The organism is Saxibacter everestensis, assembly GCF_025787225.1.
GTDB classification, from domain to species: domain Bacteria; phylum Actinomycetota; class Actinomycetes; order Actinomycetales; family Brevibacteriaceae; genus Saxibacter; species Saxibacter everestensis.
On record NZ_CP090958.1, the window covers coordinates 1,642,152 to 1,657,183 of the forward strand.

A 15,032-nucleotide genomic window follows, 5' to 3' on the forward strand; every position below is an offset into this window, starting at 1 on the left:
CTGCCTCGACTCGTCTTCCAGCCTGAAATCCCCGCTAGGCGGGAACCTGTTCGCGCTGCACTGGAGCCGAACTCAGAACTGCCTGCGTGCTGGCCTCTGGGCGCAGGTCCAACCTGCGGAGCAATTGGGCGTTGAGCGCCACGACGACGGTGGAAACCGACATCAGCATGGCGCCGACAGCCATCGGAAGGACGAAGCCGACTGGCGCGAGGATGCCTGCTGCCAGTGGCACTGACAGCAGGTTGTAGCCGGCTGCCCACCACAGATTCTGCTTCATCTTCCGGTAGCTCGCCCGGGACAGCTCGATGACTGACAGCACGGACCGCGGGTCATCGCTGGCCAGAATTACCTCGGCCGACGCAATGGCCACGTCCGTGCCTGCGCCAATTGCCAGGCCGACATCGGCCTGCGCGAGGGCCGGCGCGTCATTGACACCGTCGCCGACCATGACCACCCTGCGCCCCTGCTGCTGCAACTCGGCAACTTTCTCACCTTTGTCGGCCGGTTTGACGCCGGCGAATACCTGGTCGATACCAAGGTCACTGGCCACGGACTGAGCAACGGCTTCCGCGTCCCCGGTGATCATCACCACCCGAATATTCAGGGCGTGCAGCGCCTCCACTGCCTGTCGTGATTCTTCCCGTACCTCGTCCGCCAGCCCGATCGCCCCGATGACCGTTGAATCAGCGAGAACGTGAAGGATTATCTCGCCCTCGGCGCGCCAGGCTTCGACTAACGGCAGTTCGTCGGCCCCGCTGGCATCCAGCATGCCGGGACCACCGACACTGATCCTCGCTCCCTCGACGGTCGCGGACACTCCTACCGCGGTTGAGGCCTTGAAGCCGGTCGCCTTCGGCACCGTTATGCCGCGGCGGTGCGCGGCTGCCACGATGGCGCGTGCCAGCGGATGCTCGCTATCGGCTTCCGCGGCGGCGGCCAGGGCCAATACCTCGTCATCGTGGTGTTGCTGTACCGACGCAACCCGCGTCACTGCAGGCTCTCCCTTGGTCAAGGTTCCGGTCTTGTCGAAGAGAACGGTGTCGATTCGGCGCATGGTTTCCAGCGCCATCCGGTCCTTGATCAGCACGCCACCCTTGGCGGCGCGTTCGGTGGCGATGGAAACCACCAGCGGGATTGCCAGCCCGAGGGCGTGCGGGCAGGCGATCACCAGCACAGTGATTGTTCGGATCAGCGCATCCTCGGGAACACCGAGCAACGACCAGGTAGCGAAAGTGATGACTGCCGCAACGAGGGCAAACCAGAAGAGCCACGCTGCCGCCTTGTCGGCCAGCCGCTGAGCGTGCGTTGAGGAGCTCTGCGCCGCCATCACCAGGCGCTGGATACCCGCCAGCGCCGTGTCGTCTCCGATGGCTGTGACTTGCACCCGAATCGCGGTATCCGTAGCCACCGTTCCGGCGACGACATTGTCACCCGGCTGTCGGCGCACCGGCTGAGATTCCCCGGTGATCATTGATTCGTCTACATCGGCGGTCCCATCGATTACGGTGCCATCGGCCGGAATGCGTCCACCGGGCCGAACAATCACCACATCGCTGACTACGAGGGCGGACGGAGGGACCGTCGTTACCGAGTCGCCATCGATCCGTTCTGCCTCGTCCGGCAGAAGCGCAGCCAGTGACTCCAATGCGGAAGAGGTTTGCGCCAGGGAACGCATCTCGATCCAGTGACCCAAAAGCATGATGACGACCAGGAGCGCCAGTTCCCACCAGAAGTCCAGATGGTGGGCGATGACTCCCAGGCTCGCGCCCCACGACGCGAAGAATGCGACGGTGATCGCCAGACCGATAAGCAACATCATCCCGGGCTTCAACGCCCTGATTTCACTTACCGCACCGGTCAGGAAGGGCTTACCGCCCCAGACATACATCACGGTGCCCAGCACCGGCGAAACCCAGGCGATGCCGGGAACGTCAGGCAGCGAGTAGCCGAGAATCCCGGCAAACATCTCGCTGAGCAGCACGGTTGGAATCGAAATGGCCAACATGATCCAGAACAGCCGGCGAAACTGTCCGACGTGATCGCCGTGACCCGCATGTCCCCCATGCCCGGCGTGATCCTCGTGGCTGTGACCTACTCCCCCGGCGGGGTGCTGGTGGTCGGCGTGACCGGCCTGGTCGGCGTGGCCCGGATGATCCCCAGAGGATGCCTGACCAGCGTGTGCCAGTTCCCGGGCGCCATGCCCGCTGTGATCGTGATGAGAATCGCTCATGGTCAAGAAGTTATACCCCACGGGGGTATTAGTCAAGAGGTCGACCGCGGGAATATTTGGCGGCGAAGATCGGGATGACGAAGGGCCCTTCCTAATGCATGGGCTTGACGAACTTTGGGGCTTAGTGGTTGTGCTAGCGAGTACGGAACGCTGGTTCCATTGCTAGGCACTCGGCAGAGCACCCGACGAAGGTGGACAGTAGGTCAGGATACGTCGGGTTTGGCTGCGGAAGCCCAGGCGGACCGTACGCGGGTGAGAGCTTCTCCCGAAGACACGGTAAGTCGGGTCTGATGTGCCAGCGCCAACTCCCACTCGCCCTCAGTGGGTGGCGTCTTAAGTACCCAGCGCGGCAACGACGCGCCGAACTGGCCGTGCTTGCGAAACAGCTCAAATGCCGCTGACGTGATCAGGCTTCGTTCACTCAGCGCCCACAGATCGTAAAGGTCGCGGGCTGCGCGACGATCAATCCAGGCTGAAAGTTTAGCCGCAGCAAACGCATCAGAGGTCGGGACGCGCAAGTTAATCGAAGGCACGTCTGAATATCTTTGTTCAATGCTCGTTATCTGGCTTGGCCAGTCGGGATATCCCTTCGAGTGAAGAAGCTGAATACGTACTGACAGCCTGCCTCCCGCCGTTATGATCGATGGCTCTGACCCCTTCGTCAAGCCAAGGGCAGGTTGCCAGGTGACCTGGCCATGACTGCGGGCCAACTGCCGTGCTACTCCATTTTCGATCTTCTGTGCGACTATCTTGCGGTCTGTGATGGCAATCAAGTCGATGTCTTCACTAAGTCGTGCGTCGGCCAAATAGGTCCGCGAGAGCGCCGTCCCTCCGAAGAATATGACGTCGCTGGCAACAGACGCCGCTATCGCCGCCAGCAGATGTGAGATCAAATGATCACGCTGCGCCTGGTCCATCGAGACACCGAAGCCTTGGGCAACGGCTTCCAGTTCGCTGAGCAGTGGACTGGAAGCCGGCCTGACACTGCGCGGCGTCATTGATACTCCCTCAGGCGCTCGAGTGTGGCCTTCATCCATTGAGCATCCGCGATTTCCGTCATTCTCTCCACGTCGCATCTGGGTAGGAGTGCTCGGATCGCTTCATCCGTCAACGTAGTGTCCGGGCCCCTCTTTGCCAGATCCAAGACGGTTTGCTCTGGCGTTGTCGCCAAGGCCGGACCGAGGTCGGTTTCGATAAGTATGGCGTCGAGCGCAGCAACATCTCTCTTGGCAAACCGCACCTCCCCTGGTCGATCCGCTAAACGAATCGAACGGTGTTGTGCGGGAGTGGCGACCCATGCTGTTGCGACTGCCCTCGGCAAGGCGCGGTGCATCCTCGCAGCACTCAAGCCCTCCAGGATGGGCACGCGCTCGCCGTGAATTGCCGTAGCGATGCCCACTGCCGCCGCCTCTATCGAGGGCTGCCAGGTTTCCGGATCATATTGAGCGGGCACAGCACAGTAGTATCCGTGCGCCAATCGGTGCAATAACCCTAGCTTTTGTAGCCGCCGAACATCCCTGGCAGGATTCGCGTAGAGGGAAGCAAGGTCGCGTGCCTTGATGGTGCCGAGCGGCTGACGAGCGACGAACTGAGTGACAGCACGCATGGGTGCTTTCCTCCGGCCATGTGTATGCAACTACGATCTCATTAGGTAATTTTATGCATACAAACTGCGTCGTCGGCAAGGTCACGATCCCGAAACGGCAAAGGACAGGGCCCCAGCCATTGGCTGGGGCCCTGTCGCACTGTCTCAACACAGTACCCGCGGGTTGAATCAACCCGGGTCTTAAACGGAAAAGCCTCGGATATTTCCGAGGCCATTCCAGATTCTGCGCCGGTTACGGTTCACCTGAACTGCGTAACCGACCGTGGTGTCCGAGGGGGGACTTGAACCCCCACGCCCTAATACGGGCACTAGCACCTCAAGCTAGCGCGTCTGCCATTTCCGCCACCCGGACAAAACACTCTCCGGACACCTGAAACGGCGTACCGGAGCGACATTTACTCTAACAGAAGCTTACTGCAGATACACAATTGGACGCACGCCACACGGTCGCCCTGGCCGCACCGGTACGGTGAAACAACGCACACCGTCTTTCGAGGAGAAGTATGAACGTGTCTGACCCTTATGCACCCTCAGACTCGGCGCAGCCGGAATCGGCCGCCGAACGTGAAGTAGTCCGGATCTGCCAGGACCTGATCCGGATAGACACCTCGAACTTCGGGGATGACTCCGGGCCCGGCGAGCGGAAGGCGGCCGAATACATCGGCGACCTGTTCGATGAGGTGGGCCTCGAAAGCACCGTACTTGAATCCGTCCCGGGACGTACCAGCATTTTCACCCGGATTCCGGGCACTGATCCATCGGCTCCGGCTCTCGTCGTACACGGCCACACCGATGTCGTCCCCGCCGATGCCTCCGAGTGGAGCGTTGACCCGTTCTCCGCCGAGGAGAAGGACGGCCTGATCTGGGGCCGGGGCGCGGTTGACATGAAGGACATGGACGCGATGATCCTCGCCAATGTCCGCGAGTTGGCCCGCTCGGGCGTCAAGCCCCGGCGTGACCTGATCATCGCCTTCTTCGCCGACGAGGAGGCCGGCGGAAAAATGGGAGCTCAGTGGGCGGTTCGCAATCATCCTGAGCTCTTCGACGGCGCCACGGAAGCGGTCTCCGAAGTCGGCGGCTATTCGGTCGACCTGCGCGGCCAGCGGACGTATCTCGTGCAGACAGCCGAAAAGGGCATCGCCTGGATCAAGCTGATCGCCCGTGGCTCAGCCGGACACGGCTCGCAGATCAACGACGATAACCCGGTCACCAGGCTCGCCGCAGCGGTCGGCCGGATCGGAGCCTATAAGTGGCCCCGCGAAATCACGCCCGCTGTCCGCGAACTGCTCGAAGGCGTTGCGGAGATCACCGGCCTGGAATTCACCCCGGAAACCACCGACGATCTGCTGAACGAGCTCGGTTCGGTCGCCCGGTTCGTCGGCGCCACGCTGCAGAATACGTCAAACCCGACACTGCTCAAGGCCGGATACAAGCACAACGTCATCCCCGGCGCCGCCGAAGCCCTGATCGATTGCCGCACCCTCCCGGGCCAGGACGAGCACGTTCTCGACACGATCCGCGAGCTGGCCGGCGCGCAGATCGACATCGAGATGCTGCACCAGGACGTCGCACTGGAAACCGACTTCTCCGGGGCGCTGGTCGACAACATGGTCAGCTCCCTGCTCGCGGAAGATCCGGGGGCAAAGGTGCTTCCGTACAACCTCTCAGGCGGAACCGACAACAAGTCGCTCAGCAAGCTGGGTATCACCGGTTATGGATTCGCGCCGCTCAAGCTCTCAAACGACCTCGATTTCCCGGCGATGTTCCACGGAGTCGACGAGCGTGTGCCGGTCGATGCGCTGAAGTTCGGCACCCGGGTGCTGAACCGCTTCCTGTTGGGCGCCTGAGCCCGGCGAGCCACTGGGCGCCTGAGCCCGGCAAGCGACAGCAGGCGACGACGGCCGCTAGGTCCGTCGTCGCCTGTTTCGGTTCGCAGCCCGGCTATCAGACGTTGACCAATGCCTCCCGCCTGCGCAGGGCGGCGGCGGTGAGGTTCTTCAGCGACTGCTCCACCTCCGCGTACCCCCGGGTCTTCAATCCGCAGTCCGGGTTGACCCAGAGCTGATTCGTGTTCACGTGCCGCAGCGCCGTGGTCAGCAGCCCGTCGATCTCCTCGGTCGTCGGAACCCGCGGTGAGTGGATGTCATAAACTCCCGGGCCGATGCCGCGGGCAAAGCCCGAACCATCGATATCCGCCAGGATCTCCATCCTGGACCGGGCCGCCTCGATGCTGGTGACATCGGCGTTCAAGCCGTCGATAGCCTCCAGCACCTCACCGAACTCCGAGTAGCAGAGATGGGTATGAATCTGGGTGACATCCTGCACCCCTGACGTCGCCAGACGGAACGACTTCACCGACCACTCCAGATAACCGGCCTGATCCGCAACTCGCAGCGGCAACAGCTCTCGGAGCGCTGGCTCGTCGACCTGGATGATTCCTATCCCGGCGACCTGCAGGTCCGCGACCTCGTCCCGCAGCGCAAGTGCCACCTGATTGGCGGTCTCCCCCAGCGGCTGGTCATCCCGCACGAACGACCAGGCCAGGATTGTCACCGGACCGGTGAGCATTCCCTTGACCGGCTTCGCGGTCAGTGATTGCGCATAGCGTGCCCATGGCACCGTTATCGGCCGCTCCCGGCTGACATCCCCGAACAGGATCGGCGGACGCGTGCAGCGGCTGCCGTAGGACTGGACCCAGCCGTGCTCGGTCGTCGCGAAGCCCTCGAGGTTCTCCGCGAAGTACTGCACCATGTCATTGCGCTCCGGCTCGCCATGCACCAGTACATCGAGACCGATTTCGGTCTGCAGGTCGATGACGCGTCGGATCTCCCGCCGCATTGCCTCCTCATACTCGGCTTCGCTGATTACTTCCTTGCGGAACTCCGATCGGGCCCGCCGCACCTCGGACGTCTGCGGGAAGGATCCGATAGTCGTGGTCGGCAGTGTGGGCAGGTTCAGCGCCTCGGCTTGCGCGGCGCTGCGCCTGGCGAACGACGACCGGTTGAAATCATCTTCGTTCAGCGCTGCGGCACGCTGCCGTACGGCATCCGCCCGGACCAGCTCTGATTCCGAACGGGAAGCTATTGCCCTGGTGGCGGCCTCGAATTCGTCGCTGACGGCCTCGCGGCCGTCCCTCAGCGCGGTGGCTAGGGTGACGACCTCCGAAGTTTTCTGATCGGCGAAGGCGAGCCAGGATGCCAACTCTGGCGAAAGCAGCGTTTCGTCCTCAAGGTTGTGCGGCACGTGCAGCAGCGAGGTCGACGTCGATACCGATACCGCGGTGCCGAGTTCGGCCACGGACGCAATGGACTTCGCGGCCGCCGCGAGGTCTGTGCGCCACACGTTATGCCCGTCAACGACGCCTGCGATCAATGTCTTGCCTGCCAGTGCCGCCCGAGTATCGGCATCGACGCGCGGAACACCGCCGCGGACCAGGTCAAGTGCCAGGGCTTCCACCTTTGATGCCGCGAGCGCAGGCAGGGCATCATTCAGGTCACCGTACGGGGCGGCGACAACTATTGATGGCCGGGCGGCACCGTCGCCGAGCATCGCGTACGCCTCCCGGGCGGCCTGCGCGACCTCCTCAGCCGAAACGGTTGAATAGTCGGCAACCAGGCCGGGCTCATCGAGCTGAACCCACTCGGTGCCGGCGTCGGCGAGCCGGCGCAACAGCTCGGCGTAGACCGGCAACAGGTCGTGCAGCCGGCTCAGCGGCCGGAAACCTTCGGGCGACTCATCGCTGGGCTTGCTGAGCAGCAGGAAGGTCACCGGACCGACCAGGACCGGCCGGGTGCGGTAGCCGGCATCGAGTGCTTCACGGAACTCCCGGACACTCCGGTCCGAGCCGACGGCGAAGTCGGTTTCCGGGCCGATTTCCGGAACGAGGTAGTGGTAGTTGGAATCGAACCATTTGGTCATTTCCAGTGGCGGAAGCTCGCCCTCACCACGTGCGATTGTGAAGTAGCCGTCCAGGTCCACTCCCCCATCGGCATTCACCAGGTGGGAGAACCGGCGCGGAATCGCACCAACCGCGACGGCGGCATCGAGTACCTGGTCGTAGTACGAGAACGAGCCGGGAATCGATGAGTCAGTCGAATTCAACCCGAGTTCGCTCAGCCGGGCGACGGTCTGCCGACGTAGACCGGCCGCCGTCTCTTCCAACTGCTCGCTCGATGTGTTCCCGGCCCAGAAGCTCTCGACCGCCTTCTTCAACTCGCGCCGGGGCCCGATTCGCGGATAGCCGAGAATAGTGGCGGCTGGAAACTGGTTGTTCGTCGTCATGGTCGATATTCCTTCGTTGTGGCTGGATGCGGAACGGTTCAGGCGAGTGCCGGCTCGGCGCGCCGGGACGGTCGCGGCAACTCAAGATCGTCAAGGACCGCCAGGGCGGAGACGTGGTGATTGAATGTGTAGAGATGGAGGCCTGGTGCGCCGGCTTCAAGGGTGGCCCTGATCAGGTCTACGGTTGCAGCGACGCCAATTCTGAGCCTCTCGCTCTGGGACGTCGCGGCATCCAACCTGGCTTGCAGCCCGGTAGGCGGATTCACCCCGGCCAGCTCGCTGAGCTTCCCGATCCGCCGCGCATTGGTCAGCGGCATCACGCCGGGGATGATCGGGATAGTCACACCCGCCCGTCGTGCCTCGGCCACCAGGTCAACGTATTGGCCTGGGTGAAAGAACACCTGGGTGATCGCGAAATCCGCGCCGGCCTGCTGCTTGGCCAGGAGCACCTCGACATCGTGACTATGCGTCGGCGATTCCGGGTGCTTGGTCGGATATGCGGCAACTCCGACCGAGACCCTGCCGCCGGCGAGCCGGGCCGTGCGCTGGTTCTCGACGTCCCTGATCAACTGCACCAGTTCGGTGGCGTATCGCAGACCGTCATCCGGCGGCCAGCTGGCGTCTGCTGGTATATCGCCGCGCAGCGCCAGGATCCCCCGGACACCGACGTCGAGCAGTTCATCGACGATGCCGCGCAACCGCCCCGTCGGAGTGCCGACGCAGGTCAGATGGGCAAGCGGCCGGATAGTCGTTTCCCGCAGCAGCCGGCTCAACAGCTCGAAGGCCGAGTCCTGATTACTGCCGTTGGCGCCGTACGTGACAGCGACATAGTCCGGCGAGGTGTCTTCGAGGTGTGAGATCGTCGTGGCGAGGTTTGCCGCAGCCTCGGCGGACCGCGGCGGGTGCAGCTCATAGGACAATGCGACGGGATTAGTTGTAGGTGCAGGAGCATGGATCAGCATGAGGTGTCCTTCGACCAGACTTGAGGACAGAGCGGATGAGCCGGCGGATAGCGCCGGCCGGCAGCAATGTCGAGCCCGCACCCGGGGCACCCACACCCTTTAACAAGGGTCGCCGACACATGAACTACCTTCTACTTCTGACCAACCTAGGTCCGGAGTCGCCGCCGCCGCGACCGGTCCGCCATATTGCGTAACAAAGGACTCGCACGGATTGCGTAAGGTGTGTGGCATGACGGAGCGCGGTAGACGGGAGGCCCAGCTGCCGGCCATGCGTGGCCGGAGCTCTGTGCTTCGCGTCTGGCGTGCGAGGCTTGCCAGCCGACAGCGGCTTGTGCACCACGTTGTCGCTGGCGCGCTGACCCTCGCCATCATCGTCACGACGGCCGTCAGCTGGGTCGAAGTGGCGCCGGCTCGAGGACGCGAGCTACCGGCAGCGGCGCTGGTACTGGCCGCCTGCACGGCGATGTTCCTCGCTCGGCGGCACCCGATCCCGGCGACCGCGCTGAGTTTGCTTGCCTCCGCCGTTTACTACCCGCTCAGCGCCGTCGACGGTCCATTGCTGATCGCATTCGTGTTCTCGCTGTTCGTGCTGGCCCGGCACGGCAGATACGTCGTCGCGGCGTTGTTCGCCATCGCCGAATTCGGCATTGTGCTGCTCGGTGAGCTCGGCCCGGTCCGTCATCTGTCCAATCTCGAGGTGATGCTGCTGGAAGGCTGGTTGGTCGCAATCATCGCCGTCGGCGTGATCGTGAATAACAGGACGGAGCTGGTCAGGCGTGCGGAGAAGGAAGCGACAGATGCCGAGAGACTCCGAATTGCGCGCGAGATCCACGACGTCATCGCGCACCGGATATCGCTGATCAACGTGCAGGCCACAGCCGCCCTGCGACGTGGCGACCCGGAGCGGAGTCAGCAGGCACTGCAAGTCATCCGGGATGCCAGCAAAACAACTCTTACCGAGACGCGGTCGGTTCTTGGCATGCTGCGATCGGCTGAGCTGAATGCCGGCTCGGCCGGCAACAGATCGGATCCGCGACTCCGGCCAGCCGCCGGCATCGAGGACCTTCCCGCACTGGTCGAAGACTTTGCGTCCTCGGGCATCGATATCTCGCTCGAGGTGCCTAGCGATATCGAGGTCGCCCCAGAGGCGGCGCGCGCCGTGTACCGGTTCTGCCAGGAGTCGCTGGCAAATGTGATCCGGCATTCAGCCGCGTCGAAGGCACAGGTTCGCCTGGAAGTTGAGGGCCGTCTGTTGCGGTGCGTCGTCGAAGACAATGGCAGGGGCGGCAGAGTGCTGCCGGGAAACGGAATCCGCGGCATGATGGAGCGTGCCCGGCTTCTGCAGGGTTCGGTCGACTTCGCAAACGCAACACCCTCCGGCATTCGGGCATCGCTCACGATCCCGATAGCTAGCGAGCAGCGGCCGACTCGCACGACGGCTACCGATAAGAAGGCAGGACGATGATCCGGATAGTTCTGGCCGACGATCAGCATCTGGTCCGGGCCGGGTTCCGCTCGATCCTGGAAGTCGAGGCCGGGCTGAGCATCGTTGGCGAGGCGGCCACCGGTGCTGAGGCGGTCGAGGTGGTGCGCGCCGAGCGCCCGGACGTCGTCCTGATGGACATTCAGATGCCAGGAATGGACGGCCTTGAGGCGACCGAAACGATCGGCGAGACCGGCGATGGCACAACCCGGATCATCATTCTGACCACCTTCGACGCCGACGAGTATGTCTACCGCGCCCTGGCCGCCGGCGCGAGCGGCTTCTTGCTCAAGGACACCGAGCCGGAGGACCTGATCCGTGCCATACATGTTGCTGTCGGAGGCGAGGCCTTGCTGGCGCCGTCGGTGACGAAGAGGCTGATCGCCGAGATCGCGAACAAGAAACGCAGGGCGCCGTTGCCGCCGCGGCTGCGCGAGCTGACCGACCGGGAGCGAGAGGTGCTCATCCTGGTGGCAGAAGGACTGAGTAACACCGAGATCGCCGAACGCCTCGTACTGAGTCCGGCGACGGCTAAGACCCACGTCAGCCGGGTGATGACGAAACTCGGCTCACGCGACCGCGCGCAGCTCGTCGTGCTGGCTTACGAAAGTGGTCTGGTCGAGCCCGGTTGGCGAACCTGAAATGCCGGGTCACCGGGCCTGACCGGCTGGGTCACCGAGCCTGACCGGCTGGGTCACCGAGCCTGAAATGCCCGGTCACCGAGCTAGATTGCAGGTCACCGAGCCTGAATCCCGGGCCGCCAGGCAGGGGTGGCATCAGCCGAGCGCTACCAGCGGAGTAGCCGAAGTGTCACCCCTGGGGCGATGTGCCGGGCACTTCCAGGCTGGCAGTGTTGCACGCATGCCAGCGGTATCACCGAGTCCCAGTTCTGCACCCCATGTGCCATTGGACGGCCATCGGCCGGGCGTCGGCCCTGGGTCCGACCCGGCTTTCCAGCCTGGCGGGGCCACCCCAGCCCCACAGTCCCGCGGGGACATCCCAGCCTTTCAGGCTGACGCCATTGACCCGGCTTTCCAGCCTGGCGGGGCCGGCCCAGCCTTCCAGCCGGGCGGGGACACCCCAGCCTTTCAGGCTGACGCCATTGACCCGGCTTTCCAGCCTGACGGGGCCGGCCCAGCCTTCCAGCCTGTCGGAGCCGGCCCAGCCGTACAGTCCCGCGGGGCCGCCCCGGCCTTCCAGCCAGGCGCCACAACGTACCAGCCGGGCGCCACCGTTCCACGCCGCCGGAAGCACAGCGTGTTGTTGTGGAGCCTTCGGATTGACCTGACTTTGCTGATGGTCCTGCTGGCCCTGCAGGCTGCCCTGGCGGCGGGATTCGTCTCCGGCAGCGTGGGCCTGCTCTCCATCCACGGGGTGAACGCCTTCTTCATCACGGTGCTTGCCTTCATCGGCTTCGCATTGGCGGGTTTGTTTTACTTCGTGTCTCGCGGACCGCTCTGGCCATTCCCGAGTACCGGACTACTCTGGCTCGCGACCTTCGTTCAGGAAATTTTCGGTTACGTACGTCTGGTCGGAGTGCACATCTTTTTCGGCGTCACGGTGATCAGCGTTGCCGCTGTGGTCTGCGCACTGGTCTGGCGCACGCCGTACAACCGAAGACCAGGCCGCTCAGAGCTGCGCGAGGCGTCCCGGTGACCCCGGCCAGCAGCGTAGGCTCAGCACGACTCGGCATTCAGACCGGGCCGTCTGGTTCGCTATCCCGGCGGCGATTGCTCGGCCTCGGCATCACGGCCGGAATTGGCGTCACCGTAGCCGGCGGCCTGGCCGGCTGCTCGACGGCATTTGCGCCAAAGCAGGGTGTATCCGGACAGACCGGCAAGGTGCTCAAGAGCCAGATAGACCTCCCCCAGCCATTCTCAATCGCGCTGCCCCTCCCGGCCGTGCTCACGCCGGACGGAATCCAGGATGGCAAGACGCGGTACACGCTTACCCAAAGGGAGGCAGACGTCGAGATCGTTCCCGGCTTTGCCACCACGATCTGGGGTTACGACGGCACGTTTCCCGGGCCAACCATTGAGGCCCGGCGTGGCGAGCCGATCGTCGTCCGGGTCAGCAACGAGCTTGCAGTGCCGACATCGACGCATTTGCACGGCGGCGTCGTCGCCCCGGAATCGGACGGCTACCCCACTGATCTCCTGGTGCCTACCCGATTCAAGGGCCGCGTCGATGCGGCCATGCTCGCCATGCACAAACGCGCGCAGGTGCAAGGACAGCAGGACGGCAGTTCCGCGCATCAGCACCCCACAGACGCTCCAGCCGAGCCCGATCCGAAGATCTGGACGCTGCACCGGGTGGCCAAGGACTACCACTACGCATGTGACCAGGCGGCGTCGACGCTCTGGTACCACGATCACCGAATGGACTTCTCCGCCCCGCAGGTGTGGAAGGGCCTGGTTGGCTCGTTCCTGATCCGGGATGCCGAGGAAGAGGCACTCAATCTGCCCACAGCAGATCAGGAACTCCTTCTGGTGATCTGCGACCGGTCGTTCGATGCCGACGGCCAGTTCGCCTACCCCGCCCTCGACCCGACGCTCACGGAACTATCCGGGGTCCAGGACGACTACATGGACGGCGTGCTGGGTGACGTCATCCTGGTGAACGGAGTGCCGTGGCCGGTCGCCAAAGTATCCAACACCCGGCATCGGCTCCGCCTGCTCAATGCTTCCAATGCCCGGCAGTACGACCTGACGTTGAGCGTCAACGGCGAAAGCGTCCCGATCAGCCAGATCGGCAGCGACGCCGGGCTGCTGGCCCGGCCGCAGCGGCTCGATTCCGTGCCGATGTCACCCGCCGAGCGTTTTGACGTGGTCGTCGACTTCGGCACATTTCCGGTGGGCACCGAGGTCGTGCTGGAAAACACCCTGGCCACGGGCGACAGCGGGAAAGTAATGAAGTTCATTATCGACGAGGCGAAGGACGACCGAAGCGAACTACCGGACGTGTTGGTGAAGGACTTCGAGCAACTGCGCCGCCAGGACGCACAGAAAACGAGGCTGTTCGACTTTCGGATGACCGCTGAGCGAATGTGGGTCATCAACGGTGAGGCCTTTGATCCGAGCGCGGCCGGCACCAGGGTTGAGCGGGACACGGTTGAACTCTGGAGGCTCACCAGCGACTTCAATCATCCGGTTCACCTGCACCTGGGCCACTTCCAGGTACTCACCCGGGACGGGCGCGAACCGGCCCCTGCCGACGCGGGTTGGAAGGACACGGTGAACGTCACGCCCTACGGAGTGACGGAGGTGCTGGTGAAATTCACCAAGTTCGAGGGCCGCTACATGCTGCACTGCCACAACCTCGAACACGAAGACATGGCGATGATGGCCAATGTCGACGTCGTCTGACCCTCAAAAGACCGATTGCCCGACTCTGGCCGGCTTGCGGCGCACATAGAGCTGGCGACGGACCCGCGCGATCATCGATCCGTCTTCCGCGGTGATATCCACGTCGAACCATGGCAGCGCCTTGCTGCCATCCTCGGTCGCCTGCCGGATCTCGTTGACGGCACTGGCGGGCAGCTCGAAGTGGGCGTAGACGGTGCTCCTGCCCGGCGCAACGAACTCGATCTCCGCAGCCTTGTCCCACACGACGTAATCACGACCGAATTGCTGAAGTGCCAGCATCATGAAGAACGGGTCAGTCATCGCCGAAAGCGAACCGCCGAAATGCGTGCCGACATAGTTCCGGTTCAGTTTTGTCAGCCTCATCCGCACTAGTGCGCTGGTGAAATCATCGCTGATGCTTTGCACCCTGATGCCTGCACCGATAAAGGGCGGCCACACGTTCATCAGCCGCTTGAGACGACGGGAGGAAATTTGCATAGCGCCTATGTTACCCGCCAGTAACTTATGGTTTCGTCGGGATGGCAAATTGTTACGCTGTTTGCTATGCCGCGTACAGCAGGCGCGACTCGAGGAGGTGGCCGTGCCAACACCCTGCATCATCCCCATGTCATTCGCTTTGCAGACCGAGCGGCTCACCCTGAGCATGTGGGAGGTCGACGATGCGGTCTGGTACCGGCAACTGCTCGCCGAACGTGGCGCCACCCGGCCAACCGTCAAAGCCGCCCGTGCCAAACTCCGCGACCTGCGAAACCGGGCCGATGAAAGCGGAATTTCGCTGCTGACCATCCGGCGTCGGGCGGAAGGTGACTTCATCGGGTACTGCGGCCTTATTGTGGGGCGTTCCAGCTGGGAAGAACCGGAAATCGCCTATGAATTGTTCCGCCACGCGCACCGCAAGGGCTATGCGACCGAGGCTGCGGCCGCGATCCTGGATGCAGCCATCGCCACCCACCGCCGCCGGCTATGGTCCACGGTGCGAGCCTGGAACGCTGCTTCCTTCCGGGTGCTGGACAAACTTGGTTTCGAACGCCGCCACAGCACATGGGACGATCGCGGAGAACTTGTCTGGAGCGTGCGCGACCTCTAGACAGTTCTCTGCGGCTCG

The 15,032-nt window shown here is 63.6% G+C and carries 13 protein-coding genes and 1 tRNA gene; 6 read left to right on the forward strand and 8 right to left on the reverse strand.

Annotation, left to right across the window (positions count from 1 at the left end):
* Positions 1-34 precede the first annotated feature (34 nt).
* From LWF01_RS07920 to LWF01_RS07935, 4 genes are all read right to left on the reverse strand, one after another.
* A complete protein-coding gene (locus LWF01_RS07920; protein ID WP_349640495.1) occupies positions 35-2,230 on the reverse strand; it encodes a heavy metal translocating P-type ATPase in 2,196 nt (731 codons plus the stop codon).
* Between the two features lie 203 nt (positions 2,231-2,433).
* Positions 2,434-3,228: a nucleotidyl transferase AbiEii/AbiGii toxin family protein gene (locus tag LWF01_RS07925; protein ID WP_349640496.1), complete on the reverse strand. Its 795-nt coding sequence runs from the start codon at positions 3,226-3,228 to the stop codon at positions 2,434-2,436.
* Positions 3,225-3,836 carry a type IV toxin-antitoxin system AbiEi family antitoxin domain-containing protein gene (locus tag LWF01_RS07930; protein WP_349640497.1) on the reverse strand — a complete coding sequence of 204 codons (612 nt, stop codon included), beginning with the start codon at positions 3,834-3,836 and terminating at the stop codon, positions 3,225-3,227. Before LWF01_RS07930 ends, LWF01_RS07925 begins: the two co-directional genes overlap by 4 nt.
* A 263-nt stretch (positions 3,837-4,099) precedes the next feature.
* A tRNA-Leu gene (locus LWF01_RS07935) sits at positions 4,100-4,188 on the reverse strand.
* Between the two features lie 151 nt (positions 4,189-4,339).
* Here LWF01_RS07935 and LWF01_RS07940 point away from each other — a divergent pair.
* On the forward strand, positions 4,340-5,683 hold the full coding sequence (locus LWF01_RS07940) for a M20/M25/M40 family metallo-hydrolase (RefSeq protein WP_349640498.1): 1,344 nt from the start codon (positions 4,340-4,342) through the stop codon (positions 5,681-5,683).
* A 97-nt stretch (positions 5,684-5,780) separates the two neighbouring features.
* On the opposite strand, the gene metE is transcribed toward LWF01_RS07940, so the two are convergent.
* Complete coding sequence (metE, locus tag LWF01_RS07945) at positions 5,781-8,117, reverse strand: 5-methyltetrahydropteroyltriglutamate--homocysteine S-methyltransferase (protein ID WP_349640499.1); 2,337 nt, start codon at positions 8,115-8,117, stop codon at positions 5,781-5,783.
* A 38-nt stretch (positions 8,118-8,155) separates the two neighbouring features.
* Entirely contained in the window at positions 8,156-9,079 is a 924-nt protein-coding gene (locus LWF01_RS07950; RefSeq protein WP_349640500.1) for a methylenetetrahydrofolate reductase, read from the reverse strand.
* 229 nt (positions 9,080-9,308) lie between these two features.
* Here LWF01_RS07950 and LWF01_RS07955 point away from each other — a divergent pair, with 229 nt between their 5' ends.
* Entirely contained in the window at positions 9,309-10,544 is a 1,236-nt protein-coding gene (locus LWF01_RS07955) for a sensor histidine kinase (protein WP_349640501.1), read from the forward strand.
* On the forward strand, positions 10,541-11,203 hold the full coding sequence (locus LWF01_RS07960; protein ID WP_349640502.1) for a response regulator: 663 nt from the start codon (positions 10,541-10,543) through the stop codon (positions 11,201-11,203). The genes LWF01_RS07955 and LWF01_RS07960 overlap by 4 nt, the downstream gene beginning before the upstream one ends.
* Positions 11,204-11,435: 232 nt before the next feature.
* Here LWF01_RS07960 and LWF01_RS07965 read toward each other — a convergent pair whose 3' ends face one another.
* On the reverse strand, positions 11,436-11,816 hold the full coding sequence (locus tag LWF01_RS07965; protein ID WP_349640503.1) for a hypothetical protein: 381 nt from the start codon (positions 11,814-11,816) through the stop codon (positions 11,436-11,438).
* A 3-nt stretch (positions 11,817-11,819) separates the two neighbouring features.
* On the opposite strand from LWF01_RS07965, the gene LWF01_RS07970 reads away from it, so the two are divergent.
* Both LWF01_RS07970 and LWF01_RS07975 read left to right on the forward strand, forming a co-directional pair.
* A complete protein-coding gene (locus tag LWF01_RS07970; RefSeq protein WP_349640504.1) occupies positions 11,820-12,218 on the forward strand; it encodes a hypothetical protein in 399 nt (132 codons plus the stop codon).
* The gene (locus LWF01_RS07975; RefSeq protein WP_349640505.1) at positions 12,215-13,927 is read left to right on the forward strand and encodes a multicopper oxidase family protein; all 1,713 of its coding nucleotides are present in this window, start codon (positions 12,215-12,217) and stop codon (positions 13,925-13,927) included. The genes LWF01_RS07970 and LWF01_RS07975 overlap by 4 nt, the downstream gene beginning before the upstream one ends.
* Positions 13,928-13,930: 3 nt before the next feature.
* On the opposite strand, the gene LWF01_RS07980 is transcribed toward LWF01_RS07975, so the two are convergent.
* Positions 13,931-14,404, reverse strand: coding sequence for a DUF4442 domain-containing protein (locus tag LWF01_RS07980; RefSeq protein ID WP_349640506.1), 474 nt, complete (start codon positions 14,402-14,404; stop codon positions 13,931-13,933).
* 103 nt (positions 14,405-14,507) lie between these two features.
* On the opposite strand from LWF01_RS07980, the gene LWF01_RS07985 reads away from it, so the two are divergent.
* A complete protein-coding gene (locus tag LWF01_RS07985) occupies positions 14,508-15,014 on the forward strand; it encodes a GNAT family N-acetyltransferase (RefSeq protein ID WP_349640507.1) in 507 nt (168 codons plus the stop codon).
* The last annotated feature ends 18 nt before the right edge of the window (positions 15,015-15,032 follow it).

What these genes read in the sequence shown, in the direction of transcription:
- LWF01_RS07955 (WP_349640501.1), top strand. Translation starts at nt 9,309, where the DNA reads ATGACGGAGCGCGGTAGACGGGAGGCCCAGCTGCCGGCCATGCGTGGC.
- metE (WP_349640499.1), bottom strand. Translation starts at nt 8,117, where the DNA reads ATGACGACGAACAACCAGTTTCCAGCCGCCACTATTCTCGGCTATCCG.
- LWF01_RS07930 (WP_349640497.1), bottom strand. Translation starts at nt 3,836, where the DNA reads ATGCGTGCTGTCACTCAGTTCGTCGCTCGTCAGCCGCTCGGCACCATC.
- LWF01_RS07925 (WP_349640496.1), bottom strand. Translation starts at nt 3,228, where the DNA reads ATGACGCCGCGCAGTGTCAGGCCGGCTTCCAGTCCACTGCTCAGCGAA.
- LWF01_RS07960 (WP_349640502.1), top strand. Translation starts at nt 10,541, where the DNA reads ATGATCCGGATAGTTCTGGCCGACGATCAGCATCTGGTCCGGGCCGGG.
- LWF01_RS07920 (WP_349640495.1), bottom strand. Translation starts at nt 2,230, where the DNA reads ATGAGCGATTCTCATCACGATCACAGCGGGCATGGCGCCCGGGAACTG.
- LWF01_RS07950 (WP_349640500.1), bottom strand. Translation starts at nt 9,079, where the DNA reads ATGCTGATCCATGCTCCTGCACCTACAACTAATCCCGTCGCATTGTCC.
- LWF01_RS07980 (WP_349640506.1), bottom strand. Translation starts at nt 14,404, where the DNA reads ATGCAAATTTCCTCCCGTCGTCTCAAGCGGCTGATGAACGTGTGGCCG.
- LWF01_RS07940 (WP_349640498.1), top strand. Translation starts at nt 4,340, where the DNA reads ATGAACGTGTCTGACCCTTATGCACCCTCAGACTCGGCGCAGCCGGAA.